The 26887-nt window shown below is 42.0% G+C and carries 22 protein-coding genes; 4 read left to right on the top strand and 18 right to left on the bottom strand.

All coding sequences use genetic code 11. From position 1 onward, the window contains the following. Positions 1–26: 26 nt before the first annotated feature. The 7 genes from rny to rpsT all read right to left on the bottom strand — a co-directional run bounded on the left by rny (position 27) and on the right by rpsT (position 6559). Positions 27–1592: a ribonuclease Y gene (rny, locus tag Q0R88_RS14415; protein WP_295717233.1), complete on the bottom strand. Its 1566-nt coding sequence runs from the start codon at positions 1590–1592 to the stop codon at positions 27–29. A 230-nt stretch (positions 1593–1822) separates the two neighbouring features. Beyond that, positions 1823–2113 carry a cell division protein ZapA gene (locus tag Q0R88_RS14410; RefSeq protein WP_295717230.1) on the bottom strand — a complete coding sequence of 97 codons (291 nt, stop codon included), beginning with the start codon at positions 2111–2113 and terminating at the stop codon, positions 1823–1825. A 20-nt stretch (positions 2114–2133) separates the two neighbouring features. Further along, a complete protein-coding gene (locus Q0R88_RS14405; protein ID WP_295717229.1) occupies positions 2134–2424 on the bottom strand; it encodes a hypothetical protein in 291 nt (96 codons plus the stop codon). A 101-nt stretch (positions 2425–2525) separates the two neighbouring features. After that, positions 2526–4925, bottom strand: coding sequence for a phenylalanine--tRNA ligase subunit beta (gene pheT / locus Q0R88_RS14400; RefSeq protein WP_295717228.1), 2400 nt, complete (start codon positions 4923–4925; stop codon positions 2526–2528). 115 nt (positions 4926–5040) lie between these two features. Further along, positions 5041–5445, bottom strand: coding sequence for a hypothetical protein (locus Q0R88_RS14395; protein WP_295717226.1), 405 nt, complete (start codon positions 5443–5445; stop codon positions 5041–5043). Between the two features lie 76 nt (positions 5446–5521). After that, positions 5522–6220: a DNA repair protein RadC gene (radC, locus tag Q0R88_RS14390; RefSeq protein ID WP_295717224.1), complete on the bottom strand. Its 699-nt coding sequence runs from the start codon at positions 6218–6220 to the stop codon at positions 5522–5524. Between the two features lie 84 nt (positions 6221–6304). Continuing rightward, positions 6305–6559 carry a 30S ribosomal protein S20 gene (gene rpsT / locus Q0R88_RS14385; RefSeq protein ID WP_295717223.1) on the bottom strand — a complete coding sequence of 85 codons (255 nt, stop codon included), beginning with the start codon at positions 6557–6559 and terminating at the stop codon, positions 6305–6307. A 208-nt stretch (positions 6560–6767) separates the two neighbouring features. Between rpsT and Q0R88_RS14380 the strand changes: the two genes are divergently transcribed. Then, a complete protein-coding gene (locus Q0R88_RS14380) occupies positions 6768–7526 on the top strand; it encodes a class I SAM-dependent methyltransferase (RefSeq protein WP_295717222.1) in 759 nt (252 codons plus the stop codon). 43 nt (positions 7527–7569) lie between these two features. Continuing rightward, entirely contained in the window at positions 7570–8490 is a 921-nt protein-coding gene (locus Q0R88_RS14375; RefSeq protein WP_295717220.1) for a zinc dependent phospholipase C family protein, read from the top strand. Between the two features lie 24 nt (positions 8491–8514). On the opposite strand, the gene Q0R88_RS14370 is transcribed toward Q0R88_RS14375, so the two are convergent. The 11 genes from Q0R88_RS14370 to Q0R88_RS14320 all read right to left on the bottom strand — a co-directional run bounded on the left by Q0R88_RS14370 (position 8515) and on the right by Q0R88_RS14320 (position 21031). After that, positions 8515–9174 (bottom strand): VTT domain-containing protein, encoded by a 660-nt coding sequence (locus Q0R88_RS14370; RefSeq protein WP_295717218.1) that lies wholly within the window; start codon positions 9172–9174, stop codon positions 8515–8517. A gap of 45 nt (positions 9175–9219) precedes the next feature. Next, complete coding sequence (locus tag Q0R88_RS14365) at positions 9220–9960, bottom strand: DUF4397 domain-containing protein (RefSeq protein ID WP_295717216.1); 741 nt, start codon at positions 9958–9960, stop codon at positions 9220–9222. A 10-nt stretch (positions 9961–9970) separates the two neighbouring features. Beyond that, a complete protein-coding gene (locus Q0R88_RS14360) occupies positions 9971–10645 on the bottom strand; it encodes a DUF4397 domain-containing protein (RefSeq protein ID WP_295717214.1) in 675 nt (224 codons plus the stop codon). Between the two features lie 112 nt (positions 10646–10757). Then, on the bottom strand, positions 10758–11882 hold the full coding sequence (dnaN, locus tag Q0R88_RS14355) for a DNA polymerase III subunit beta (RefSeq protein ID WP_295717212.1): 1125 nt from the start codon (positions 11880–11882) through the stop codon (positions 10758–10760). Between the two features lie 33 nt (positions 11883–11915). Continuing rightward, on the bottom strand, positions 11916–14321 hold the full coding sequence (gene gldG, locus Q0R88_RS14350) for a gliding motility-associated ABC transporter substrate-binding protein GldG (RefSeq protein ID WP_295717210.1): 2406 nt from the start codon (positions 14319–14321) through the stop codon (positions 11916–11918). A gap of 164 nt (positions 14322–14485) precedes the next feature. Next, on the bottom strand, positions 14486–14983 hold the full coding sequence (locus Q0R88_RS14345; protein ID WP_295717208.1) for a hypothetical protein: 498 nt from the start codon (positions 14981–14983) through the stop codon (positions 14486–14488). A gap of 357 nt (positions 14984–15340) precedes the next feature. Beyond that, on the bottom strand, positions 15341–15943 hold the full coding sequence (locus Q0R88_RS14340) for a hypothetical protein (protein ID WP_295717207.1): 603 nt from the start codon (positions 15941–15943) through the stop codon (positions 15341–15343). A gap of 158 nt (positions 15944–16101) precedes the next feature. Beyond that, on the bottom strand, positions 16102–16743 hold the full coding sequence (locus tag Q0R88_RS14335) for a hypothetical protein (protein ID WP_295717206.1): 642 nt from the start codon (positions 16741–16743) through the stop codon (positions 16102–16104). A gap of 51 nt (positions 16744–16794) precedes the next feature. Further along, on the bottom strand, positions 16795–17499 hold the full coding sequence (locus tag Q0R88_RS14330; protein ID WP_295717204.1) for an ATP-binding cassette domain-containing protein: 705 nt from the start codon (positions 17497–17499) through the stop codon (positions 16795–16797). A gap of 117 nt (positions 17500–17616) precedes the next feature. Beyond that, positions 17617–20289: a gliding motility-associated C-terminal domain-containing protein gene (locus Q0R88_RS14325; protein ID WP_295717202.1), complete on the bottom strand. Its 2673-nt coding sequence runs from the start codon at positions 20287–20289 to the stop codon at positions 17617–17619. A gap of 73 nt (positions 20290–20362) precedes the next feature. Next, the gene (locus tag Q0R88_RS14320; RefSeq protein WP_295717199.1) at positions 20363–21031 is read right to left on the bottom strand and encodes an FAD-binding oxidoreductase; all 669 of its coding nucleotides are present in this window, start codon (positions 21029–21031) and stop codon (positions 20363–20365) included. Positions 21032–22631: 1600 nt separating this feature from the next. On the opposite strand from Q0R88_RS14320, the gene Q0R88_RS14315 reads away from it, so the two are divergent. Next, positions 22632–24113, top strand: a complete 1482-nt coding sequence (locus Q0R88_RS14315; RefSeq protein ID WP_295717197.1) for a glycine--tRNA ligase — start codon at positions 22632–22634, stop codon at positions 24111–24113. 118 nt (positions 24114–24231) lie between these two features. Then, the gene (locus tag Q0R88_RS14310) at positions 24232–26679 is read left to right on the top strand and encodes a bifunctional YncE family protein/alkaline phosphatase family protein (RefSeq protein WP_295717195.1); all 2448 of its coding nucleotides are present in this window, start codon (positions 24232–24234) and stop codon (positions 26677–26679) included. Positions 26680–26887 lie beyond the last annotated feature (208 nt).

Raw genomic sequence — 26887 nt, 5'->3', positions numbered from 1 at the left:
GGTTTGCATTAATTTTTTTTCGCTAATTATTTTGCGAAGGCTACAGACCTGGTTTCCCTGATCACGGTAACCTTTATCTGACCCGGATAGGTCATTTCTGTTTGAATACGGTTTGATATATCGGCAGCCAATACTTCTGATTGGGCATCGCTTATCTTTTCGCTTTCAACTACAACCCGCAGTTCGCGGCCAGCCTGTATCGCAAAAGTTTTCTCCACACCAGGATATGACATAGCCAGCTCTTCCAGTTCTTTCAAGCGTTTAATGTAGCTTTCAACAACCTCGCGGCGGGCACCCGGACGGGCACCTGAGATAGCATCACAAGCCTGAATTATCGGAGATAACATGGAGGTCATTTCGATCTCATCATGGTGAGCGCCAATAGCGTTACAAACTTCAGGATGCTCTTTATATTTTTCGGCTAATTGCATACCCAAAATAGCGTGTGGCAGTTCGGGGTTATCATCAGGCACTTTACCAATATCATGCAATAATCCGGCACGTTTTGCCATCTTCACATTAAGGCCTAATTCGGCAGCCATAGTAGCGCAGAAGTTAGCTACCTCACGAGAGTGCTGTAACAGGTTTTGCCCGTAAGATGAACGGTAACGCATACGGCCAACCATACGGATCAACTCGGGGTGTAAACCATGAATACCCAGGTCAATTACGGTACGCTCGCCTATCTCTACAATTTCTTCTTCAATTTGCTTTTTAGTTTTAGCAACCACCTCCTCAATACGGGCAGGGTGAATACGGCCATCGGTTACCAAACGGTGCATGGCAAGCCTTGCAATTTCCCGCCTTACCGGGTCAAATCCCGAAAGAATGATCGCCTCAGGGGTATCATCAACAATGATTTCGATCCCGGTTGCAGCCTCCAAAGCCCGTATGTTACGACCTTCACGACCGATGATACGGCCTTTGATCTCATCATTTTCTATATTAAAAATAGAAACCGTGTTCTCAATAGCACTCTCGGTAGCAGTACGCTGAATAGTTTGGATAACTATCTTTTTAGCCTCTTTGGTAGCTGTAAGTTTAGCCTCGTCAACAATATCCTTAATCTGGATCATGGCTTTTGAGCGCGCTTCTTCTCGTAAAGTATCAACCAATTGGTTCTTGGCATCATCAGCAGATAAACCCGCGATGGTTTCCAATTGCTGTACGTGTGAGTTTTTCAAAACTTCAACTTCCTCTTGTTTTTTAACAACAATTTCGGTTTGTTTCTCCAGGTTTTTGCGCGTATTATCCAGCTCATTCTCCTTGCGGTTCATGTTCTCCAGGCGCTGGTTTAATGATTGCTCCTTTTGTTTAACGCCATTCTCGCGTTGGTTTACATTGTTATTTTTATTTGTTACTTCCTGCTCATGTTCAGCTTTCATTTGTAAAAACTTCTCTTTGGCTTCCAGTAATTTATTTTTCTTCAGGATCTCGGCATTGTTTTCAGCATCTTTTAATATTTTTTTCACCTTATTCTGTGCCGATGTTTCCTGGTCTTTAAAAAGCTTCCGTAACAGGAAGCGCCCGATGACTATGCCAAGGCCTAAGCCAACAAGCAAGCCGATAATAATGTATAGTAAAATGTCCATTTTAGGTTTATTGGTATGTATGTATATAAAAAAACCGCAACTAATTTTCAAGTATCATGTATTTAAAAACTTCATTTCGGATATTGGAATCATGGGTTACGTTAGTACATATAGTAACGCATGCCTCTTTGATCCGCTCATATTGAAGCGTTAAGTTTTTAATAGTGAAACCCAAAATTTAACTGCGGTTAAATCTTAAATGTGCTCTGTATATATTTAAAGAACGTTTATTACTTCGAAAAAAATTCGTCCAGCATATGGTCCAACTTGTAAACCCTTTCAGCAACGTCAGTATCCTCAACGTTAACCTTCTTCTCTGCTTTTAATGATGATGTTGCGTAATGCAACACACACATCGAAAGCAGATCCTGCTTATCCCTCACTGCATAATTTTCCTGATATTCTTTTATCCGGTCGTTAATTAGTTTGGCCGCTCTGCGTATTATCTCTTCTTCTTCCATGTTCACCTTTAAGGGGTAAACTCTGTCAGCAATATTTATTTTTATTGAGATTTCTCCCATTGAGCTTTTCACTTTTTGTACTATTTTTTCAATAATACAATACACTTATCTATTTCTTGCACAAAGTCGTTAATTTTTTGCTTAATGTCAACACTTTTTTCATTTGTTTCTGAAAATGATTTTGCAAGTTTCAATACACGAAGCTTTTCTTCCAGGTCTTTCGTCTTATTTTTGCTTGCATCAAGTGCAACAGTAAGGGCCTCACTCTCCAGTTTCAACAAATCATTTTCCTCCTGCAGAGCAGCGCAGAGCTCAATTAGCCTTTCGGTTTTCTCAACTATCTTATTTAACTGTTCTGCTACTGAAGGCATTTTTAATTATTGATTTACTAAATTTCGGAATTATTCAATTTATTTACCGACTTAATAAAAAAGCGAAAAATCACTAATTCACTAACTCAATAATTCAATAATTACTTCCTAATCTCCGCTCCTGCTTCTTTTCCTAAATTATAAATTAATTTCTGCATTATGGAATCAATGGCTTTATCGGTAAGCGTTTTTTCGCTGTCCTGTATAATAAAGCTCAGCGCATATGATTTTTTACCTGCCGGCAATTTATCGCCCTGGTAAACATCAAATACACTAACTTCCTGCAATAGCTTACGTTCTGTTCTCTGCGCTATTTGTTTAAGCTGACCAAATGAAACAGCCTTATCAACCAACATAGACAGGTCACGACGAACTGCCGGGAATTTAGAAACCTCCTGGTAAACTATTACATTTTTACGTACCGCTGCCAATACCATGTCGAAGTTAAAATCAGCATAAAATACTTCTTTGTCTACGTCTACCTTTTTCAGCGCGTTTGCACCTGCTGTTCCAAATTTCACCAGCTGCTTTCCATTTAACATGTACTGCAGCCCGAAAGCCAGTTTACTACAGGTTGCATCTTCAACAACAAAGTCGGTAATGCTTAACCGTTTCAAAATACCGTCAACAATAGCTTTCAAATTGTAAAATGAAACGGGCTTTTGCTTTTGGTTCCATTGCTCGGCTACATCTGCACCGGTAATAAAAATAGAGAAACGTTGAACCTCGCTGTATTTATCATCCTTTACACTGTACACTTTACCAAATTCGTAAAACTTCAAATCGGCACTGCGGCGATTTTGATTATAAGCAATTGCTTCCAAACCAGAATATAGTAAGGTTTGCCGCATTACATCCAGGTCGCTGCTTAAGGGGTTCAATATCTTTACCGCAACATTCAGGTTATCTGAATAGGCAGATTTTGTTAACGAATTGGATAAGATCTCGTTAAAGCCATTAGCTGTCAATAAATCCGAAATCTGGTTTTGAACGGTATCCTTTTCGGCTTTTTGCGAAGTGTTCAACGAAGCCCTGATCTGTGTAGGTATATGAATATTGTTGTAGCCATAAATCCGCAGGAGCTCTTCAACAATATCAACCTCCCTGGTTACATCAACACGATATGGGGGCACTTGTAACGACAGCGAATCCGCAGTTTCATTCACTATCTTGATATCAAGCGCCTCGATGATCGCCTTGATCTCGCCATGTGTAATTTCCTGGCCAATTAGCCTGTCAATATTTTTATAAGTAACATCGAAAGCAAAAGGTGCAACCGGAGCAGGATAATGATCAGAAATTTGTGACGATACCTTACCACCTGCAACCTGCTGTATCAACAAAGCCGCACGCTTCAAAGCAAAAACAGTCATATCCGGATCTGTACCACGCTCAAACCTAAATGATGCATCAGTTTTTAAACCGTGGCGTTTAGATGTTTTACGTACCGATACCGAATTGAAATAAGCACTCTCCAGGAAAATATTTTTAGTAGTTGATTTAACCCCGGATTGCGCACCGCCAAATACACCGGCAATACACATTGGCTCTTCGGTATTACCAATCATCAGGTCGTTCTCTGATAATTTGCGGTCCACGTCGTCCAGCGTTTTAAAAACAGTTCCTTCGGCGTAGTTTTTAACCAGTACTTTATCCCCTTTTATCTCATCGGCATCAAAAGCATGCAATGGCTGCCCAAGTTCATGCAGTACATAGTTAGTAACATCCACAATATTATTGATAGAACGGATGCCGATAACAGCCAGCCTTTCTTTTAACCATTTCGGCGATTCCTTAACCTCAACACCGCTAATTGTTAAACCAGAATAACGCGGACTTGCCTGCTCGTTCTCCACCACAACCTCAATAGTCCGGCTGGTATTATCAACCTTAAACTCGCTCACATCAGGTTTTTTTATGCCGATCTTTAAAAACGCGGCAATATCACGGGCTGTACCTAAATGCGATGTGGCATCCGCACGGTTAGGGGTTAAGCCTATTTCGTACATGAAGTCGTCATGCAGCTTGAAGTAGTTTTTTGCTAATGTGCCAACTATAGCATCAGCATCAAGTACCATGATACCGGCATGATCGGTTCCCAGGCCTATCTCATCCTCGGCGCAGATCATTCCTTCAGATACCTCACCACGGATCTTTGATTTATTGATCTTGAATGGTTCACCTGCAGTTGGGTATACAGTAGTACCCACAGTAGCTACAACCACTTTTTGCCCGGCAGCCACATTAGCAGCTCCGCAAACAATTTGGAGGTCTTCAGGGCCACCTACATCAACTTTGGTGATCCGTAGCCTATCAGCATTGGGGTGTTGAACACACTCTTTTACAAAACCTATCACCAGGCCTTCTAATCCGCCGGGAATGGGTTGCACTTTTTCCAGGCTTTCTACCTCCAAACCGGTACCGGTAAGGATGATTGAAATTTCCTGGGGAGTTTTATCGGTATCAATAAATTCTTTAAGCCAGTTATACGATATCTTCATTATTCAGAAATGATAATCGGCAAAGATACAATTTAGGGCGAATAGTGATGCGCAGATATGCAGATTTCAGATGTGTAGATGAAGTTTTAGCACATTACGCAAATGAAGATTAACTTTATCGATTTATCCGTTTTTCAAATTCCTCTTTTGAAATTATTCCTACTCTGCTCATTGCCATTGAATAATAAGGTTCAAGATTCTTATTATTACCTTGTTGGCCTAATGATTCCAGGGTTTTAACAACATCTGGATCAGCTTTAAATAAGTGAATTCTTTTCAAAGCCGAAAACTTAACGCTGATATCACTATCGTAAAGTAAGGTCCATTTTATAAGCGGATAATATCGCGGATCGGCAGAGTCACCATAGAAAATAACTTTTCCCATTCTCTTTTCAGGTTTCATTAAGGAAATTTCCTTAATGAGCTCTTTCTGCTTTTCATCAGCCGCAAAACCATCTGGAAGTTCAAAAGATCCATCCTGGTTGCTTTTGAAGAATTTATTTATCAGATTGAATTTCATTGTTGGAGTACATTTTTAGTTAATATCGAATCACAACCATCTGCGCATTTGAAATCTGAAATTTGCACATCTACCCTCACATCAAATCAGCATCGGCCAAACTGGTAAAGCCATTGTCGGTGATAATGAGGTGATCAAAAATACTGATATCAAGTAGCCTGCCGCCTGCAATTAATTTTTTGGTGAGTGTGAGATCTTCCTGGCTGGGCTTCAAATTACCCGATGGATGGTTATGTACCAATATAATCCCACTGGCCTGGTGCTGTAAGGCGGCATGAAAAATAATTTTAGGATCACATATCGTTGCGGCCAGGCCACCTTTGCTGATCAGCTCCCTGCCTAACACTTTTTGCGAGCGGCCCAGCAATATGATCCAGAACTCCTCGTGGTTCAGATCCACCAGGTGCCGGCGCATGATATTATAAGCATCGCGACTACTGCCAATGGTATCTACCGCTTTTGTTTCGCTGTCGTTACGCCTGCGGCCGATCTCCAATGCGGCAATGATGGATATGGCTTTGGCTTCCCCTATCCCTTTAAATTTAGATAATTCGCTAATGGAGGCTTTGCCCAGCTTATTCAAATCATTCTCGTAATGGTGCAGAATGCGCTTGCTGAGCTCAACCGCGGTTTCATTCCGGCTGCCCGAGCCAATGAGGATGGCAATCAGTTCGGCATCCGTTAAGGCCCGTCTACCCTGTCCGCTTAGTTTTTCGCGCGGGCGATCTTCTTCGGCCCATGATTTTATACCGATCTTGTTATCGTAGTTTTCCACGGCATTAAAGTATGAAAAACCTTGCAAACAAAAAAAGGGATGATACCAATGGTAAAATCCCTTTTAATATTTTAGAAGCTAATGTTAGCTTAAAGTATTTACAAATTTAGTAAGCTTCGATTTATTGTTTGAAGCTTTGTTTTTGTGAATAACGTTCTTTTTAGCTAAACGGTCCAGCATAGAGATCACTTTAGTTAATAGAGCGCTTGCATCAGCTTTGCTGGTAGTGCCTCTTAATTTTTTAATAGCGTTCCTGGTTGTTTTAGCCTGGTACCTGTTGCGCAGACGCTTCGCAGCGTTTGATCTGATTCTTTTTAAAGATGATTTATGATTTGCCATCGTATAGCTTTGTTATTCTTTTTCTACTTATTTTAAGGACTGCAAATATAGGGCGATAAATTTAAATATGCAAGTTGTTTTTAATTTTAGTTTTCAAGTTAAATTCAGTTGCTCAGCTTGTTTTGAGGGTTATTAAATTCATCGAGGTTAAATTATTAAAAACAAATTTAACCTAATGCTGCTTTTTTCAATAGTCAACTAACGCAACATGACAAGCAACAGCACAACCAGGTTCAGTAACCGGGTGGATGATTATGTGAAGTACAGACCCCACTACCCCAAAACTATTGTTGAATTTTTGGAGGATAATTATGATCTGTCCAGAGATAAATTAATTGCAGATATTGGAGCAGGTACAGGAATATCAACAGCATTATTCCTCACTGCCGGCTATAAAGTAATAGCCGTTGAGCCCAACCTGGAGATGAGGAAAAAATCAATAGAACTGTTGAACCTTTTTCCCGGATTTAAAGCTATAAATGGTACTGCTGAGAATACATGCCTTGAATCGGGCAGCCTGGATGCGGTTATAGCCGGGCAGGCATTCCATTGGTTTGATGCTATAAAAACAAGGGCCGAGTTTAAAAGAATATTAAAGCCCGGTGGTTTTGTCGCGCTAATATGGAATGAACGAAAAACAGAATCGGATTTTGAAAAAGAGTATGATCAACTCATTATAAAACATGGTAAAGATTATGTTAAAGTTGACCATCGTAATATTGATAAGGAACATATCGGTGCTTTTTTTGCTCCCGAACCAGTTAAGCTGGAAGTATTTCAAAACAAGCAGATATTTGATTTTGATGGATCGGCCGGTCGGTTACTTTCTTCGTCGTATATGCCCACAAAAGATGAAACAGGGTATGAATCAATGATGACCGACTTAAAAAACCTTTTTAATAAATATCAACAAAATGATGTGATCACCATTAATTATGACACCAAGCTTTATGTAGGAAAATTATAGCTCCTCTGCCCTAAAACTCAAAACTTAAACCCATATTTACTTCATGAAGCGGAGTATCGTTTTAGGTTTATCAGGCATCGGTTTAATTATACTCTGCTCGTCATGGGGTTTCTTTGCCCATTATCGCATCAACCGCATGGCCGTTTACACCCTCCCCAGGGACATAGCGCCTTTTTACAAGGCCAACATCAACTATATAGTTGAACATGCCGTAAGCGCAGATAAACGCCGTTACGTTGATTCTACAGAAGCCCCAAGACATTTTTTTGATGCCGACCACTATGGCAAACACCCATGGGCTGCGATGCCCCAGAAATGGACCGATGCGGCAGCCAAATATTCGGCAGATACATTGGATAAGTATGGTACTGTTCCATGGACCATACAATACCAGTATTATAAACTGGTGCGGGCGTTTAAGGCCCATGATACCACCGCTATTCTCAACACATCAGCCAACCTGGGTCATTACATTGCTGATGCTCATGTGCCCTTACATCTTACCCAAAACTATAATGGCCAGTTAAGCGGCCAAACCGGCATACACGGTTTATGGGAAAGCCGCATACCCGAGCTTTGCAGCGACAAGTATAATTTAAAAGTTGGCAGGGCCCGTTACATTGAAAATCCACTGACCGAGGCCTTCAGTATCTGCCGCACATCCTTTAAAAGTGTGGATACCGTATTGCGTTTTGAAAGAATTTTGACCAGAAGTTTCCCGGCTGATAAGAAATACAGCATGGTGTTGCATGGCAAAAAAGAGATCAAAGATTATTCACCAGCCTATACCCTGGCCTACCAAAAAATATTAAAAGGCATGGTTGAACGGCGAATGCGTGCGTCAATCCTCTCGGTTGGTAGTTTCTGGTATTCGGCATGGGTTGATGCCGGCCAGCCGGATCTTCCTACGATTACTATCAGCATTAAAACACCTCCCCATTTACCAACAGTGGCAAAACAATAGGATGTTTTTTAATAAAGTTTAATATTATACTGTTTGCCTTTTACGTTTAACAGTGCGGCTCTTTACAGCTGCATAAATTGGCGGAATAATAGATATCAGGATGATGGCTACGCCAACCAGTGAGAAATTCTTTTCAAAAAACGGAACCTTGCCCAGCCATAATCCCGCAAACAGGAAAACAACTATCCATGAAGCCCCACCAATAATATTATACAAGCTGTACTTTAAAAATGGCATCCGGCCTACCCCCGCCACAAATGGCGCAATGGTACGGATGATAGGCATAAACCTGCTAAAAATAACAGCCTTTGCTCCATGTTTATCAAAAAAGGCCTTGGTTTTTAAGTAGTAATCCAGCTTTAATATCTTGTTGTGTTCCTTAAATACTTTGGGGCCTAAAAAATTGCCAAGCATATAATTCACCGTATTGCCGGCAAACGCGGCTACAATCAATATAATAGTCAATAAATAAATATCCAGGCCCGATTTTCCACCGGCTATAAGGGCGCCTGCTGCAAACAACAAGGAGTCGCCGGGTAAAAAAGGAGTAACAACAAAACCGGTTTCCGCAAAAATGATGGCAAACAATATAAGGTACGTCCAACCCTGGTATGCACTGGTTATTTGTACCAGGTGCTTATCAATATGCAGTATAAAATCGATGATACTTTTTATTACTTCCACTTTTTTAAATTTTGCCCAAAAATAGAAATATAAAAAGAATTGCCACTATTGGGTAGCTTTTATCAATAAATTATTAGTTAAAACCGCTGCGCCAAAGGCAACAGAATCTGTACGCCCCACAATACCCTGGGTGTAAATAGTATAAGCACGACCATCCAAAAGCGTCACATTTTTTAGCGTATATTCTACTTTTGATGGGGTGCTATGCACGTTTATGGTAAAATTATAATTACCTGTAGGTATACTGATATATGGCGAAATGGTATTAAACGACCGATTGCTAAATGCCAGTGTGTCATTAGCTCGCAAATCAAGCGTTGGCGATGTGGGTGATGTGTGCACAAACCTCACTTTAGCCCTGCCAATTGGTGGCAGGGTTGCAGTATCTAATGATAGTAAAGAATTTTTAATGGTACTATCTTTCAGGAAACCTGTCAAAAAAAGCGTGTATTTGGCATTGGCTCTTAACACGGTATCAATTTGAAAAGGAATATTTAATGCCGCCGCGGTAGCTGTTCTGAATTGTAATGGAGGGGTAATGGTTGACAAAAAAAAGTAACCAGAATTAGTGGGATAAGTATAAGTGACTCCATTACCCTGTTTTAAAGAGTTTTGATATAAATTTAATGGCTGCACATCTGAGCTTAAATTGATGATCTGTATCTGCGTGTTTGAGTTCGATATATTAGTTGATTTACCGCACGATGCTATAAAAGGAAGCAACATAATTACTACGGCAAACGTAAATAATGAAACCAATAAACCGCTTTTATTTTGATTAACCATTAATGTACTTTTATTTGTTTGTTATAAAGCCGGTACCAAAGCTTGCCGCATTTTTTATACTGCCATAGCCATAATAGGTATATATGCCCCCCGCTGTAAGCGTAACCGTATCCCGTACTACCGGGGTTAACGGCACCGATGACTGATAAATAGCCAAATCAACTATGCCTGCCTTAACCAATACGTAAGGAGTAGTTGTTTTATAACTTACGCCTGTAAATTTCACCTCGTTTAATGTACCCTCAAATTTCAAATTAAGCGCGACAGCATCGGGTGAGGCATTTACAAACCGCACTTTTGCCAAACCACTGGTATCAGCAACCAATACATCGGCAGTTTTAAATATATCATTTTCGGTTGTGCCCGATACGTACAATGAGTAAACCGAATCTTTACTAAAATTAAGCGATTTACTAAACGACGGCACCGAACTACCACCAATCTTAACCGAGTAATTTTGCGCTCCGGCCAAAACAGCAACATAACCCAATGTTCCGCCGGGGTAATAGGTGGTGGTATTATTAATGCGGGTGCCGTTCAAATAAAAATTAATATTATTGGTTGATGCGTTTATCAGATTAACCCGGGTGGCGGTTGTTGCGGTGGGTGCATCGCTATTTTTTTTACAGGATGCCCAACATGCCACAGCCACAATCATAAACAAAGCTTTTATCCTGGTATCCATATTAATTATAAGCTATATAACTGTTTACCGTAATTTTTGTTATCACCGGCGAACAAAAAAGTCCGGTTTTTAAAGCCGGACTCGATTTTGGATTTATAATTTAAGTTAACACTTAAGCATAACTATTGAGCATAACCGGCATAACCAGCATCAGCACATCTTCATTTTCATCACCACCCTGTGGCAGCAATAAGCCCGCACGATTAGGTGTTGACATCTCCAAAGATACTTCTTCGCAACTTAAATTCTTCAACATTTCTATTAAAAAACGTGCATTGAAGCCAATTTCCATGTCTTCGCCCTCATACTGGCAGCTTAAACGCTCGTGCGCCTCGTTAGCAAAATCAATATCTTCTGATGAGATATTCAGCTCGCTGCCATTGATTTTAAGCCTTACCTGGTGGGTTGTTTTGTTGGCATAAATAGCCACACGGTTTAATGATCCCAGGAAAGTAAGCCTGTCTATTATTAATTTATTAGGATTATTTTGTGGAATAACAGCCTCATAATCAGGGTAACGCTCGTCAATTAAACGGCAAACCAGGTTGATGTTACCAAACTTAAAGAAGGCACTGGTTGAATTATACTCAACAGATACATTTACATCATCACTTGGTAATGATGATTTAAGCAGTGTTAATGCCTTTTTAGGTAATATGAATGATGTTGCACTTGCAGCCTTAGCATCCTTACGACGGTAACGTACCAGCTTATGCGCATCAGTTGCTACAAATGTTAGATGTTGCTGGCTTAACTGGCAAAAAACACCTGTCATGGCGGGGCGCAACTCATCGTTACTTACCGCGAAAATGGTTTTATTAATAGCCTCGGCTAAAACAGATGCAGGTAAATTTACTGATGATGCATTTTCAACAACAGGAATTTTCGGAAAATCTTCACCATTCTCGCCGCTCAGCTTGTATTTACCGTCGCCGGCATTTATTTCAATGGCGAAGGTAGTATCATCAACAGAGAAAGCTACAGGCTGCTCTGGTAATGATTTTAGGGTCTCTAACAAAATACGCGATGGTATAGCTATGCGGCCATTCTCCTTTGCTTCAACAGTTAAGGAGGTGGTCATGCTGGTTTGCAGATCGGTAGCAGAAATGGTTAAGTTTCCTTCCTTTATCTCAAACAAAAAGTTTTCCAATATGGGCAATACGGTGCTGTTACTTAACGCGCCGCTTACCGCTTGCAGTTGTTTGAGTAAGGTTGTGGTAGAAACAATAAATCTCATATGGGTCTAATTAATCTATCAAAAATATAAAATTTAATGGGCATACTTTCGCTTGCGGATATAATGTTGAAAAATAGCACATATTAACACTAAAGCAAGTGGGCCTGCTGTATTTACCAGTTGCCAGTACAATTTTTCGTTACGGATACGTGCCCTGTTCAGCAGGCGAATCTTTATCTCTTTGGTACGCAGCGCAATAAGGCCAGAATCATCGGTCATATAATCGGCAATATTGAGCAGCAAATTTCTATTGCCGTAGGTTTGTTGTGTATAACGGTCATATCCCAACGGAAAAGGCGAGCCATCCCCTCCTACCTGGTTCTTTAAAATATCGCCATCGCTTATCACTACCATCTTTGTGGGCTTGCTTTCTGGCAGTATACTCACCTGCTCATTTAAACTATCAGGTAATGGGCGATTGCGCCAGTTGGATATAAATTTGCCTTCCAAAAGCACGCCAACAGTTTTTGGTGTACTTTGAAAATCCTTAGGATTTGGTTCCTGCTCCAGCGCCTGTAAGGATAGCACATGGGGCGCACTCATCTTTTTATTATAAGGAGATGATGTTAACAGGATTGTTTTCTTAATGTCTTTGGCTTCGAGCAGATCAATTGTGCTTACAAATTCACTGTGAATAGCATCCAGGTTTTTTACTATGGGATGCTTTGAAACCGGCATAAACAAGGGGTTAAACAACCAGGGCAGCATCTGGATCTGTGCCTGCCCGCCCACATTACCGGTACTTACTGGTATTGGCGAACAGTTCATATCTGCTATAAGGTCATAATTGATACGTACCCCGTACCTGAAAAGCTGGTCATCAAGATTCAATTGTTTTGCAAAGGCCAGTTGCTCGCCGCCATGCCCGCGCAGGCTATCCAGCTCGGCACTTACCTGGTCAATAGTCCATAGTACACGGCCACCACGCATAATATATTGGTCGAGCTTAAATTTCTCCAGTTCGGTAAATCTCCTGTCGGGTTTAGGGATCACCAGTAGTTTGATGTTTTGTAATGCTTTAAATGGAATAGTTGCCAGGTTTAGCCGGCCAACCTCAAACCCATCTGATAAAGCTTTCATAGCATCATTCAATTGCAGATCGGTTAATTCATGATGCCCTTCGGTAAAACCAATTTGTTGCTTGCCACCGCTTACCGCTTTTTTTACAGCCGATGAAAAGGCGTATTCTAAATTCTGAATAGAATTATTTAATTGTTCTTCTTCTGATGAACCTATCCGGGTTTGTATTAAATTTACGACTACTTCCTTGTCGCCCGTTTTTACAACTGCTTCGGGGAATATCAATTTTTCAGATACGCCGTCGTCGGTTTTAAAACTTAGCTTTTGTCCCACCACACCTTTTGCTCCCAAATCCTCATAGGTTTGTTTTTGCTGATCGGGAGATAAGTTTTTGATAGATGCAATTAGGTCGACAAATTCAAATTGCAGGCGATGATGACTATAGGCGCTTAAATCACTAAGCATATCCTTTGTGGCATTTTGCAGGCGTTTCATCCCGCCAGGCAAACCATTGCCCTGCAGGTAAACAGTAACCTGTACCGGCTTCGGCAGGCCATCCATGATCTGCCTGCTTACGGATGATATGGTAAAACGCTTCTCGGTAGTAAAATCAATCCGGGTAAAAGCATATTGCGATAGTACGCCCAGGGCGATAAATACCGCTAACAGGCCGATCATGATTGTACCGCGCAATTCTTTTTGCCGCTGTTTTATCAGTACAAATAAGGTAAGCCAGGTAAATATCCCCGCTAACAGGATAAAGTAAACCAGGTCGCGGGTATCAAGTACACCGCGGCTTACAGACTGGTAATGTTGTGTTATACCTAAACTCTGCAAACCCAGCTCCTGCAGGGATAATAGTTGACTTAAAGAATCAAAACCGCTATAGAAGAAGAAACACAGGAAAACAGCTACAGTAAAAGCTATGATTTGATTTTTGGTGATAGAGGAGGCAAACAGACCAATAGCAGCAAATGCCGCGCCTAATAAAAACAAGCCGATGTATGATCCTATAACTGCTCCACTATCAATATTGCCCTGCGGCGTACCCAGCGTACTTACCGAAAAATAATAAACCAATGTAGGCAGCAGTGCAAAAAGTACAATAAGCAGGCAGGCAAAATATTTGCCCAGCACTATTTCCCAATCTTTTAAGGGGCGTGTAAAAAGTAATTCGAAAGTACCCTCCTTACGTTCCTCAGCTAAGGACCTCATAGTGATAGCCGGGATCAGGAACATGAACAGGTATGGAGCGGTACTGAAAAGGCTTTCGAGCCCGGCATAGCCATAATCCAGGATGCTGGAATCTGGAAACACCCACAGGAATAAGCCCAACACCAATAAAAATACGCCAATGGTAACATAGGCTACCAGCGAACTGAGGTATGATATTATTTCTTTTTTTAAGATGCTAAGCACTGCCGTATATTTATGCTGAAACGCCGAAATTACAACAATAATACACTAAAGCAAAGGTGTACTTTTGAATTATAAAACTTAAAAATCGCCATAACAAAAAAGTCCCGCCAAATAATACCGGGACCTCATGCAAGGATATTTACTTAATTTTTTTTAAATAAAACTCAATATCCCCAATTACTAAAATCATTTACAGCAACCAAACTAACAACAAAAAGAGTTGCCGCTGCTACACAACCCACTACCAATGCTATTGTAGCGCCGGGTTTCTTTTTTCGCTCCTCAAAATTTACATGATCTGAATCCCAATTTACAACCTTACCCTGCTCATCAAAGGTGAATTTTACGTACTTGTTAAAGGGTGTAAATTTATCAGTAGTTACCGTATTATGATTTAAACTGCCGTAAACGGTATTATATGTTCCATCGATTCCCACTTTTGTTTTTGAATGATAAAGGTTGGATGAAGTATCACAATTGTAAAGCCATTCGGTAAGGTGGTTTGCTTCTCGTTTTTCGTCGGGAACGCCAAATTGTTTCATAACATCATCTTTGGTGTGGTAGCTTACCATAACCTGTTTATGGGAATGGATTTGTTTACTGCAGCTGCATAATGACATCAAACCATTAATGCTTGCTAATACAATTAATAATGTTTTCATGATATTTTATTTTTAGGTTATTTAAAGGCCTGGCAACATTTTCCAGGCTTTAAACTTATCATCAAAACCGGGATTATTAGCTATAAAATGAAATAGCAGATTGTAATAGTAGATAAATGTAGTGATAATTACATCTGATTACAATGATCTGTATTACAGGATATTAATTATTTTCATAAATTATTTAGTGGGCCGATTTTCTCTTTCTCAAAGTGGCCTTTGATGCCTGTAGTTTTACTAAAATATCATCAGGAAGGTGCTGGTATCAACCTAACCCGTTTTTATCGCCCTCAAAAATCATCGCAATAAAAAAGCCCCGGCAAATGCCCGGAGCCCTGGTATTTAGGTTTAATGAAATTACAACCCCAAACTAAATGCAGCGCTTAATGCAAGCCTGCCATAATTGCCCTGGTAATAATTTAAGCTCGCGCTCTCGAAACGATTTTCGTAGCCTAAACTTAAATCTAAGCCTGCTTTACCCGATGAGCCAAAGCGAAAAGAATAACCCAGGTTGGGCGAAACCAATAATGCAAGCGTTTTATCGGTATAATACTCATGGGGCGAGTTTACATTTAGTGATGCCCCAATGTTACCCTCAAAGTATAGTTTGTTGGCTATATAAACCCTTGCGCCTATTTCTAACGGAACAAAGGCAGCGGCCGAATAACTAACATGCGTACCACCACCATTGCCAGGATTAATGTAAGAGTAGAACCTGGTTTGGGAAATAAAAAAGCTGTACCCTGATGTAAGCGTAAGGCTCAGGGGTATAGATTTAACAGGCAATTCATACTTTACTAAAAATCCGCTGGCGTAGGTATAATTGTTGGCGGCAGCGCCTAATGCTCCTCCATATATAAAACCAGCGCTAACGCGTGGCTGTGTGTTGTAGTTTGTTTGCGCATGGGCATCAACTGCAAAGCCAATTAAAATTGCCATTGCAAGCAATAATTTCTTCATATAAGTGATAAGGTTATTCATGGTTAAGGCATTTAAAATCTTTACGTTAGCAAGTTTACAAATGCAACAAACCATGTAAAATAATATGTACCTTGTAAATATTTAATAAAAAACCCCGGTATGTAATACCAGGGTTCATCAATACTTTTTTAATTTGGTTACAAACCAAGGCTAAAAGCCACATGGCAAGCAATCTGGTTGTAATTACCATAACCACCCGCAGTGTAGGAGTTACCCATGCCATCGTTATATAAAATAATACTTTTGTTGCTTTCCAAACGGGTTTCATAGGCAAGACTAAGATCCAGGCCAAACTTTTGAGACGAGCCAAACCTAAAACCATAACCTATGCTTGGCGAAAGAACCAATGCAACAGTTTTGCTGGTATAATCGCTGTGGTTGGAGTTAAGGTTAAAGGAAGCGCCGGCTGCACCTTCAAAAAACAGTTTACCGGCATATACACGGGCACCCAGCATAACGGGAGCAAATGATGCCAGCGAACCGCTGCTATAATTACCTTCATTGCTATTGTAGCCAAAATAGTAACCGTCTTTCGATACAAAAAAAGTATAAGCTGCTGAAGCGGTGATACTTACCGGGCTTGATGCTATAGGAAATTCAAGCTTTACATCTACACTGCCCGCTGCGGGATAATCGCCGGAGTGTGATCCTATTGTGCCACCGGCTCCAAAACCAGCGCTTAATCTGGGTGTACGGTCTGCATCGCCTCCAAAGGATTGGGCGTTGGCGCTAACTACAGCGCATAATAAAACAACTAATGCAAGTAAGTTTTTTTTCATATGATTATAATAAGGTTAAGTGGCGCAAACTTAGCTGATTAAATTCATTTATCAATTGGTAAGACTAATAAAAATACCTTCAAGCGTACTTTTATTATTTTTACCCAGCAAGCCTTTGAGGGTATCATCGGCTACTATTTTTCCTTTGTTAATAATGATCACTTTATCGCATACAACTTCAACTTCCTGCATGATATGGGTAGATAGGATAATGGTTTTGGTTTTGCCAAGATCTGTAATTAACTGGCGGATGCCGATAAGCTGATTAGGATCGAGGCCGGATGTGGGTTCGTCCAGTATCAGCACATCGGGATTGTGCAGAATTGCCTGCGCAAGCCCCACACGCTGGCGGTAGCCTTTAGATAGCTGCCCTATTTTTTTATGCTGCTCGGGCCCCAGGCCGGTTTGCTCAATAACTTCGGCTATGCGTTTTTCGGGCTCATGCATTTTATGGATGCCTGCTATAAACGCCATCGACTCTTTTACATACATATCCAGGTAAAGCGGGTTACTTTCTGGCAGGTAGCCAATGTGCCTGCGTACATCAAGCGACTGGCTCACTACATCAAACCCGCATACAGATGCCGTACCCGATGTTTGTGGTATAAAGCAGGTAAGTATCTTCATGGTGGTTGATTTACCCGCGCCATTTGGCCCCAGGAAACCCAGCACGCCGGGCCCGGCAGTAAAACTAATACCATCAACCGCTTTTTGATCGCCGTAAACTTTTGTCAATGCTTCTACCCGGATACTCATGCCGTAAAATTAGAAGAGTATTTCGGATTTCGGAATTTCGATTTCGGATTTATTTTAGATTGGGGGTGTCCGTCCGTCCGCAGGTGTCCGTTACCGTGGGACAGTGGCAATTAACAACTACCTCAATATAGTTACCGGTCCCGACAGTTTTTGGTTATCCTTTTGGGTGTCTATAATGTAATAATAGGTGCCGGCTGGTAGTTGCTTACCGTTCATTCGTCCATCCCAGGGGTATTGGTACCCTTTAGATTGATAAACAGCCGCGCCATAACGGTTGTAGATACTTACCGTGCAATTAGGATAAGATAGTAATGCTGCAATATTCCAGGTATCGTTACTTCCATCGCCGTTTGGAGTAAAGGCATTAGGTACAATTATTTTTACGGGTATTAATACAGAAACGGTTATGCTATTGGATGTAACCGATGGGTTAACAATACATTTGCCTTCAATAAGAATACCACAGGTAACCACATCGCCATCTGATAAGGTGTTAGAAGTAAAAGTGGCACTGTTGGTGCCTGCTATTTGCCCATTCACCATCCAGGTATATGCCGGTACAATCGGAACATTGGCAGACGCCGTTGCCTTGAAGGTGATAGGTGTACCTATATCAACCGTTGTTGCTGATGATGAGATAACCAACTCCGTAGTAACATTAGGATCGGCACTGAGCGAACCCGGGTTTGATACCGGCGATGAAACCGGCGTACATTGATCATTATTGGTAACTATACAGGTAATCACATCGCCGGTTTTTAAGGTGGTACTGGTGTAAACCGCACTGTTATCGCCGCTGTTATTACCGTTCAGCCTCCATTGATAAGTTGGGTTATTGCCGCCGTTTGTGGGCGTTGCGGTATAGGCTAGCAATAGCCCATCGCAACTAGCATAAAAATCGGGACTGATTTTTACTGATGGCGTTATCAGAGGGTTTACCGTTAACGTTTGCGAAACCGGTAAAGCTTCATTATATAAATTACTCCCACCTTGCGAAACAGTGATAGTAGCACTACCAGGGCCCGCAATATGAATATCCCCTACTTGTGAAACGGTAGCAACGGCAGGATTACTACTAATATAGGTAAGTGGAATAGTTGAATTTGAGCTTACAGCACCTGCAAAAAAATCAGCATCACATATCTTTTTAATGGCTATAGCCGGAAACACGATAACCTGATCCTGAGTTATAGTATAGGGCACCGATACCGGGGCGGCATCACTATAATTCTCGTTACCTTGCTGGTTTGCTGTAATAATTGTAATTCCCGGTGCAATTACATGGATCTGTCCGTCTGCCCCTAAATAAGCAACCGCCGGATTACTGCTGGTATAAGTTATTGGGGTTTCATTATTGGTACTGGTAGCCTCGGGATGTAAAATATTATCAGCATCAATTTTAATTTTTACCGGAGGGGGGAAGGTTATTACCGATGGCTTTTGCACAATGCTCAGTGCTACCTCAATATTTACAACAGTACTACTGCTACCATCACCATTATAGGCTGTTACAATGTAGTCTGTTGCTGGCGAAAGTTGGGTGGGACTGCCGGAAACGACTCCAGTTCTGCCGTCGAAACTAAGACCGGCCGGCAAGGCTTTATCAATTGCATATCCCCATATGCTTATCTTTCTAAATGCATGATTTCCATAATCAGCAACATATACATATCCGGCATTGTCAATACCTATACCTATAGGATCTGAAAAAGTTGCTTCGGTACCAATACCGTTATTGAACCCCGGGTTACCATTCCCGGCTAAAGTAGTAACCACTCCCGACGGCGTTATTTTTCTGATACGCTGATTGAAGTAACCATCAGCAACGTATAGATTACCAATTTTATCAATAACTATACCGGTTGGAAACTCAAATACAGCAGCTTTGCCCACCCCATCAGCAAATCCCGGCGAACCTTTGCCAGCAAAAGTAGTAACCAAACCGGCTGGGGTAATCTTTCTTATTTTACAATTGCCACCATCAGCAACATATAAGTTGCCGGCTGCATCTACGGCAATATCATACATCTCACTAAATGATGCAGCCTTCCCTTGGCCATCTTTTGGCCCGAAAAATCCCGTACCGGCCAACGTTGTGACAAGCCCCGACTGATCAATTTTACGAATACTAAAATTATACTGATCTACCACATAAACAATTCCATTGGCATCAACAGTAATTCCACACGGGGTATAAAAAGCAGCAGCCACACCTCTGCCGTCCAAAAAGCCAGGAATACGGTGCCCGGCGACCGTAGTTACGGATCCCTCCGGGGTAATTTTTCTTATCGCATTATTATAATTATCACAAACATAAACATTGTTCGAAACGTCAACAGCTATTCTCCATGGATTATTAAATCCAACATCCGTGCCTACTCCATCCACAAAACCAGCGCCGTCAACGCCAGCAACAGGTACTAATTTACCTGCCGGGGTAATTTTCCAAATTCTACTATCTCCTACTAAATAAATATTGCCAAGTGCATCGACAGCCACATCCTTGGTGACGTTAAGAGGAGTTATTGATATGGAGCCGTTATTGGAACCAGATCCCCCCCTTTCGGCCAGGGTACTTACCAGCCCATAAGCTACTGCAGGAACTGCGCCGCCTGTATTTGCAGGTGCCAAAGGCGTTATGGGCTTGTTAATTACATAAACATGCGGAGTTGTATACTTTATTGACGGCGCCTGGGCATATATGTATTGTGTATTAAATATCAATAAAACAACCAGTAATACAGCTGAAAACCAAGCAGAAACAAACGACCGCATAAATAACCTAACCATGTGATAAAGTGCGCCAAAAGTAGGTTATTTTCACAACAAACCGATATTATTTGTGGCGATGTTATTGCCGCCCCTACCGCTCAAACACAACCGAATCTGCACTTGCACCCAGGCCGGTTAAAATAACGTTAATGGCTTCCACCATTGGGTCGGGGCCGCAGATGTAGAAGTGTTTGGTAAAATCGCTTACTTCTGCTTTTAAAAACACTTCGTTGATGCGGCGGGTATCGTGAATGCTATCTTTTTGGGCGCTTATTAAAAACAGCGCATCGGGGCCAAGCATGCTTTTGAGTTCATCGGCCAAAATAATATCCTCATCTGTTTTGTTACTGAAAAATAACTTGTTGCCTGCAAGCTTCCCCTCTTTATTTAAATGCCTTAAAATGGCTATAAAGGGGGTTATTCCCGCACCACCGGCAATAAAGTAACCAGGGCCCTTGTATTCTATAGCACCCCAGGCATCACGCAGGATCAATTCATCACCAACGGCTAATTTGCTCAACTGGTTGGTAACGCCTTCGTCGCTATCGGGGTATATTTTTATGGTGAACTCGAGGTATGGGTCATCGGTAAGGCAGGTAAAGGTGAAGGGGTTCTTTTTATCTTTCCAACCATCCTGATTTATAGATAGTTCTGTTGCCTGCCCAGGTGTAAAGGTAAAACCAGCGGGCTTTTCCAGCCGGAATTGTTTAACATTATGGGTTACGTACCGGGTTGAGATAATCTTTACAATGGTTTCCATAGGCTTAATGTTATTTAAAGCTACTAATAAAAGTGTGTTTTTATCAATTAGTTTTAACTCTTTTAATGGATTGGAGATTGATCATGCAGGTGTCCGTCCGCCCGGAAGTGTTGGATACCTGCGGACGGACGGACACCCTTTGTGGGATTTCGGAATTGGGATTTCGGAATTGGGAATTTGATCATTTTGGAAAGGCAAATCAAAACACGCAGGTGTCCGTCCGTTCGGAAGTGTTGGACACCTGCGGACGGACGGACACCCTTTAATTCCAACAATTGCCAGTTATGAATCCGCAGCCTATGAAGTAGTAATGACCTTAGCGTTTTGTCAATCCTAAGAGGCAGTCTAAATTTGATTCACTAATGTTTTTATGCTTCTAATGAAGCACCTATTTTGGCGTCATTGCGAGGTACGAAGCAATCTCCACATAGGCAGATCGACCTTATGAGTCCCTCTGTACAGCCTATAGATTGCTTCTTACCTAGCAATGACGATCTATTTACTTTTAGAAAGTTGCTGAGGAACAGAGGATCTTCTTCACCCTGCTTACCGCCCACTTTTCTATTGAAGAAGATCCTTCACTATCGTTCAGGATGACAAACATTTTTTTGGAGTTTGGATTGGATAGAAGCTATTACAAGTAATGCCTAGCTCTTTTATATTCTCTCTATTTTTTTTGCTGATGTAATTTTTAAAAACCGCGTTTTTTAAAAATACTTATCCAATAGCCTATATATATATTAGTATATATATGTGTGACCTTGACTGTGTACGGATGCACCCTGCCTGTAGAATATGTTGGTTTGTTTGGGTGTCCGTCCGCAAAGGGGAGTGAGACAGTTTCGGACACCTTGCGGACAGGGTTGAGTTCCTTTCCATCTGTTTGTCTGCCTGTCCGTCCGTCCCGGGAACCCCATGTAATCGGACACCTTGCGGACACCTGGATTTGTATAAAATATACAACACCCTTTCAAATATACAGAAAATTCTTTAAAATAAAGAATAAAATCAATTCAAACGAAGGGAATTGTCGAATCTTATATAGATAGGGGTGTCCGCAAAGCGTCCGCAAAACATGGTCACCGGGTAGCGGACGGACGGACACTTTGGGCCGATAATCGCCGCTCAGTTGAAGGCAAACAACGTAAACTAACCAAGGCTACGACTCACCCTGTCGAGGCTACGCCCGACGTCCCTCTCTTCAACTGCGTTGGAAAGAGGGGGCTAAAAATTTTAAATTAGCTTTTTTAACCCTCTTTCCGGCGCAGCCGAAGTGAGGGTCGACCGGCGAAGCCTGGTCGGGGTGAGTCTTCGCCAGCATACAGAGACGGTAGCCCGGTATAGCGGTGTCCGCAAAGCGTCCGCAAAACATGGTCAACTGGAAACGGACGGACGGACACTTTGGGTCGATAACCGCAGCTGAGTTCTTTTTGTAGAGACGCATAATTGCGTCTCCCGCAGGACATTCATAATTTGCAAGGATGATTTGCATGCCGGAGACGCAATTATGCGTTTCTACAGGAAGATGTATTTTGCCCCAAAACACCGTTTCGCCTTTTACCTTTTACCTTTCCGCCTAAATTGTATCTTTGCAGCTATTATGAGCAAATCAACCGACGAACTTTTTAAAAATGTTATATCGCACGCCAAAGAATATGGCTTTGTTTTCCCTTCCAGCGAGATCTATGATGGTTTAAGCGCTGTTTATGATTACGGCCAGAATGGTGCCGAATTAAAGAACAACATTAAAACCTACTGGTGGAAAGCCATGGTGCAGATGCATGATAACATTGTTGGTATTGATAGTGCCATATTTATGCACCCCAAAATTTGGAAAGCCAGCGGCCACGTTGATGGCTTTAGCGACCCGATGATCGATAACAAGGATTCAAAAAAACGTTACCGTGCCGATCAGCTTTTGGAGGATAAGATTGACCGTTACGATAAAGATGGCAAGACTGATAAAGCCGAAGCTTTACAGCACGATATGGATGAGGCTCTTAAAAATGAGGATCTGCCCCGTTTAAAGGAACTGATTATTGAGCATGACATTGCCTGCCCGGTAAGCGGTACCCGCAACTGGACAGATGTACGCCAGTTTAACCTGATGTTTAGCACCCAAATGGGCGCTGTAGCTGATGATGCGGACGTGGTTTACCTTCGCCCGGAGACTGCTCAGGGTATCTTTGTAAACTACCTCAATGTGCAAAAATCGGGCAGGATGAAAATCCCTTTCGGTATTGCGCAAATAGGTAAGGCTTTCCGTAACGAGGTTATTGCCCGCCAGTTCATCATCCGCATGCGCGAGTTTGAACAAATGGAGATGCAATACTTTGTACGCCCTGGCACGCAAAAAGAGTGGTTTAACCAATGGAAAGAAGCCCGTTTAAAATGGCACCTTGCCCTGGGTACCGATGCTGCCAAATACCGCTACCACGAACACGTAAAACTAGCCCACTATGCCGATGCGGCCTTTGATATTGAGTTTAATTTTCCGTTTGGCTTTAAAGAAGTAGAAGGAATACACAGCCGTACAGATTTCGATCTGAGTCAGCACCAGAAATTCTCGGGTAAAAAACTGCAATATTTTGACCCCGAGGTTGATCCTGAAACGGGCAAACCTTATGGTAACTATATCCCTTATGTAATTGAAACCTCTATAGGTTTAGACAGGATGTTCCTGTTAACCATGATCAGCGCATTTGAGGAGGAAGACCTGAGCACCGAAGAGAAACAGGATAGCCGTACCGTACTGCGCCTGCACCCTTGCCTGGCCCCGGTTAAAGCTGCTATTTTCCCACTAACCAAAAAAGATGGTTTGCCAGAGAAAGCCCGCGAAATTATGGATAGGCTGAAGATTGATTTCAACATACAATACGAAGAGAAAGACGCCATTGGTAAACGCTACCGTCGCCAGGATGCCATTGGTACACCTTTCTGCATCACAGTTGATCACCAGACTTTGGAAGACGATACCGTAACCATCCGTTACCGCGATACCATGGCCCAAGAGCGTGTAGCATCTGCCGATCTGGATAAGATCATTGGCGACCAGGTGAGCTGGAGAAACCTATTGAAGTAAAAAAGCTATTACAATATAACGGCCCGCCCTACCAGCGGGCCTTTTTTATATTAAGTTTTTGTTAACAACTCCATCAACAGTAAATGATTATGTAATTTTGACTACAATCATTACTATCATGAAACAAAAGCTACTCATTTGCTTAGCAATATTAGCAACCTCATTAAATACCTACGCCCAAACGCCGGGTAAAATAGCCCAAACCGGGCAGGTATTATTACCCAACGGCTGGAAACTTAGCCCGGCAGGCACCTCATTACCCCTTGGCGATCTGCCTTTAAACATCCAGCTATCCACATCGGGCAAGCTGCTTGCAGTTACCAATAACGGCCAAAGCACCCAGTCGGTTCAACTTATTGATCCAAAGAACGAAAAGCTATTGGACGAAAAGGTGGTACGCAAATCATGGTACGGTCTTACTTTTAGTCACGATGAAAAGAAACTGTATGCATCAGGCGGTAATGATAACTGGATCTACGTTTTCAATATAAACAATAATAAGCTTGGCACTCCGGATACCATTAAGCTGGCGGCCCAGTCATGGCCTAACAATAAGGTATGCCCAACCGGGATGGCTATTAATAAAAGTGATACCCGCCTGTATACCGTTACAAAAGAGGACAGCACTTTATACATTGTAGACCCGGCAGCAAAGAAAATTGTAAAACAGGTAAAACTCCCGGCTGAAGCCTATAGCTGCCTGTTATCTCCCGACGAAAAAACGCTTTACATTTCTTTATGGGGCGGCGATGAACTGGGCTTTTACAACATTGCCACCCAAACCCTTAGCACTATAAAAACCGAAAGCCACCCTAACGAGCTGCTTTTGAACAAAAAGGGCAATTACCTGTATGTGGCCAATGCTAATGACAATTCGGTTTCGGTAGTAAATACCGCCAGTCATAAAATAATAGAAACTATAGCAGCAGCCTTATACCCTACCCGCCTAACCGGTTCCACAACCAACGGACTGGCTTTATCAACCGATCAAAAAACGCTGTACATTGCCAATGCCGATAATAATTGCCTGGCAGTATTTGATGTTACTAAACCCGGCAGCAGCCGTAGCATGGGCTTTATCCCGGTAGGCTGGTACCCTACCAATGTAAAAGTGCTGGGCAAAAAAATACTGGTTGCCAATGGCAAGGGTTTTACATCAATGCCCAACCCTAAAGGCCCTCAACCCATCCTTAAAACCGACAATAGCGATTACAAGCAGGGAGCAACAAACAGCCGTGAGCAATATATTGGCGGGCTGTTTAAAGGTGCGTTATCATTCATAAACACTCCCGGCGCAGAGCAGCTTAAGGCCTATACCAAACAGGTTTATGCCAACACGCCCTTCAGTAATAAAATTGCTAAAACAGCCCACGGCGAACAGGGTAACCCTATCCCAAGGCGTATGGGCGAAAAATCGCCTATTAAATATGTGTTCTATATCATCAAAGAAAACCGCACTTACGACCAGGTTTTAGGCGATATGCCGCAGGGTAACGGCGATACTTCATTATGTATCTTCGGTAAAAAAACTACGCCAAACCACCATGCCATAGCCAATGAGTTTGTTTTATTAGATAACTTTTATGTAGATGCCGAAGTGAGCGCCGATGGCCATAACTGGAGCATGGCAGCCTACGCTACCGATTTTGTGGAGAAAACCTGGCCAACCAGCTATGGCAGTCGTGGTGGTAATTATGATTTTGAAGGAACCCGCAAGGCAGCCTACCCGCGCGATGGCTTTATATGGGATTATTGTAAACGTGCCGGTATAAGCTATCGCACCTATGGTGAGTTTGTGAGTGACGGCAATCCCGGAAAAGCGAACTTAAAATCATTAGAAGGGCACTATTGCAAACAAGCTCCCGGCTTTGACCTCAACGTGAAGGATGTGAAACGGGTAGCTATCTGGGCACATGATTTCGATTCCCTGTTAACCATAAATGCTGTACCACGTTTTAACAGTGTACGCATCTCCAATGACCATACCAGCGGACAAAGGAAGGGCGCTATATCGCCTACAGCCGCCGTCGGCGATAACGATTTGGCTATAGGCCAGTTCATCGAGCACCTTTCAAAAAGCCCTATCTGGAAAGAATCGGTAGTGTTTATTTTAGAAGATGATGCCCAGAATGGTCCCGACCATATTGATGCGCACCGTTCGCCGGTATTTGTTGCCGGGCCTTATGTAAAGCGTAACGCGGTTATCCATGGCATGTATTCCACATCGGGCGTATTGCGTACCATCGAACTGATATTAGGCCTCCCGCCGATGAGCCAGTATGACGCTGCCGCCATGCCATTGTATGATTGCTTTACCAGCAAACCCGATCTTACACCTTACATAGCTAAACAGGCCCAGGTTGACCTTGAGCAACGCAACATGGCGGTGAATGAAAGCAGTAAACGATCTGAACTGTTCAATTTTGCCAAAGAAGACGCCGCGCCTGACATTGACCTTAATGAAGTGATATGGAAATTTGTTAAAGGTGAAACGGCCGTAATGCCTGCACCAAAACGCAGCGCTTTTGTAATTTTAGAGCAGAAAAAAGAACAGGATGACGATTGATTTTGTCTGAATCGGAATTTATAGAATTTACCTTTTTCTTTTAGGCCGTCTAAAAATAAAAAACAGGTCGTCATTGCTGTAAAGGTCAGATAATTCGGTAACAGAATTAGCTTTAACTAATAAAGCTAAAAGTTATGCGGAACATAAACAACGATCTTACCTTAAAGCGAAATTACCTGAGCAAATACCGTTTTTTAATCGGTGAATA

Origin of the sequence: Mucilaginibacter sp. (assembly GCF_025362475.1) — a bacterium.
Taxonomy (GTDB): domain Bacteria; phylum Bacteroidota; class Bacteroidia; order Sphingobacteriales; family Sphingobacteriaceae; genus Mucilaginibacter.
This window is presented reverse-complemented; position numbering and strand designations above follow the sequence as displayed.